The sequence below is a fragment of the Microaerobacter geothermalis genome (assembly GCF_021608135.1).
Lineage (GTDB): Bacteria > Bacillota > Bacilli > DSM-22679 > DSM-22679 > Microaerobacter > Microaerobacter geothermalis.
The window spans coordinates 1-2,347 of the sequence record NZ_JAKIHL010000077.1 but is presented as its reverse complement, the minus strand read 5'-3'; the positions used below and the strand labels follow the sequence as shown (position 1 = coordinate 2,347).

At 42.7% G+C, this 2,347-nt stretch carries 2 protein-coding genes and 1 riboswitch; both genes read right to left on the bottom strand.

What is annotated here, in order from left to right:
• Window positions 1-264 precede the first annotated feature (264 nt).
• On the bottom strand, window positions 265-1,626 hold the full coding sequence (locus tag L1765_RS15800) for a PFL family protein (RefSeq protein WP_236408432.1): 1,362 nt from the start codon (window positions 1,624-1,626) through the stop codon (window positions 265-267).
• Window positions 1,627-1,638: 12 nt separating this feature from the next.
• Window positions 1,639-1,914, bottom strand: coding sequence for an ACT domain-containing protein (locus L1765_RS15795; RefSeq protein ID WP_236408431.1), 276 nt, complete (start codon window positions 1,912-1,914; stop codon window positions 1,639-1,641).
• Between the two features lie 96 nt (window positions 1,915-2,010).
• Window positions 2,011-2,114, bottom strand: a riboswitch (glycine riboswitch).
• Between the last annotated feature and the right edge of the window lie 233 nt (window positions 2,115-2,347).

The following is a 2,347-nucleotide window of genomic DNA, read 5'->3' as shown; positions in this document are numbered from 1 at the left end:
GATCAGAGACAAACAGTAATTTGATATTCGTGCTCGCAGCAACAGGAATTTGTGCTCAATGATCGATGCTGTCCGTTTAGTTCGCGGGGTCTGATATTGCTACCACCATAAAGATTTACGACTTACCCATTCCCCTGTTCAATTTCAATTATGGAAAGATAACGATGATACAGTAACTAGGTAACTACTGGATGGAATTATTTTCATGCGAATTTGTGACCCTTCGGGTCATGTAAGTTTAGTTCCGTTTATAGAAATTAAAAGTTAATTGGTAAAGGCTTGAATGGGAGCTGGAATTCTGCCGCCCCTTTTTATAAATTTTTCCGATGAAAAATGGTTGATTTCCATTACAGGAGCCCTCCCTAACAATCCCCCAAATTCCACCATCTCCCCTTTTACTTTTCCGGGTACCGGAATAATGCGTACAGCCGTCGTTTTACGGTTGATCATTCCAATGGCCGACTCATCAGCAATGATTCCGGCTATGGTCTCAGCCGGGGTATCTCCGGGAATCGCAATCATATCCAGTCCAACGGAACAGATACATGTCATGGCTTCCAACTTGGTTAGAGTTAAGGCCCCATCTTGAACAGCCCGGATCATTCCATTATCTTCACTGACAGGGATAAACGCACCACTCAATCCCCCGGCTAAATCGGCAGCCATCAATCCTCCCTTTTTAACTGAATCATTTAGGAGAGCCAAAGCTGCTGTCGTACCATGCGTTCCGCACCTTTCAAGGCCCATTTCCTCCAGAATCTCAGCAACACTATCCCCATGGGCATTGGTCGGGGCAAGGGATAAATCTACAATCCCAAAAGGAATACTTAATCTATTTGCTGCTTCCTTTCCGATCAATTGACCGGCCCTGGTAATTTTAAATACGGTCTTTTTAATGACATCGGCAATCTTAGTCAAGTCGGAATCAGGCCATTTTTTCAATGCATTTAATACAACTCCCGGTCCGCTGATGCCAACATGGATGACCTTCTCAGCTTCTCCTGCTCCATGAAATGCACCCGCCATAAAAGGATTGTCTTCCGGAGGATTGCAAAAAACCACCAACTTGGCACATCCCAGCCCCCCTTGCAGGGCCGTTTTCTCTGCCGTTTCTTTGATAATATATCCCATCCGATATACGGCATCCATATTGATTCCCGCTTTGGTTGTTGCTACTGAAACAGACGAACAGACTCTTTCCGTTTTTGACAATACCGATGGCAATGAGGAGAGAAGCACTTCGTCACCATTGGTAATCCCTTTATGAACCAAGGCAGAAAACCCGCCGATAAAATCGATTCCAATCTCTTTTGCCGCCAAATCCAAGATAATTGCCAAATCCTGGGCCTCTTCAACAGAAGAGGAAGATAATAAGGAGCTAACCGGTGAAACAGCAACCCGTTTGTTAATAATAGGGATTCCATACTCTTTTTCTAACTGGGATGCAACCTGTGCCAATCTTTCGGCAGATCGTGTGATTTTGTCATAAACCTTTTGTTTCATTGCCAAAAAATTGGAATCTACACAGGAATGGAGATTGATTCCCATTGTTAATGTCCGGATATCTAAATTTTCCATTTGAACCATTTTGATGGTTTCTATGATTTCCTGTAATGCCAATGACATGTTCATTTCCTCCTATAATCGATGCATGACTTTAAATATGTCTTCATGCTGCAGCGAAATCTTTAATCCCATCTCCTGTTCTACAACAAATAAATATTCCTGGAGCGTCTCCAATGAGACCGGACATTTCTCCATATCCACAACCATAATCATGGTAAATAACTCCTGCATCGTCGTCTGACTGATGTCCAGTACATTCACTTGTTGTTGGGCCAATATGGCTGTCACTCTTGCAATAATGCCGATTTGATCCCTCCCAACAACACTAACTACCACACGATTCCCCACATTCTTCCTCTCCTTGTCCATTTACTTCAAAATAAAAAAACCAACCCATCTGGATTGGTTATACAAATAAAAGCAGAAACGCGAATCATATTCCCGTCCACTGCCCTTGTCCTTTTGCCTGAGAGTTTCCCTGTATAGCTTCTTCCCTATACAAGTTTCCCCTTCGGCGCCTGAATCCAGATCTCTCCAAGGGTTCGTCCGACTGCGGTCACTGAAATGCTTCCGCAGCTTTCATCCGAAACAAATTCAATTATGAGTAGCAATATAACAAACTCTTGATGATTTGTCAATAAAACAATGTTAAAATGTTGAACGTCTGTGATATTGTCATATTGTAACGCATCAGTGAAAATGTCACTATGGGACAGGAGAGAATAACTTTGAGCAAAAAAGAGTTGAAGCGTTACAAAGTCATTGAACAACTGATTCAAGG

Coding starts and splice junctions, on each gene's coding strand:
- L1765_RS15800 (WP_236408432.1), bottom strand. CDS start 1,626: ATGTCATTGGCATTACAGGAAATCATAGAAACCATCAAAATGGTTCAA.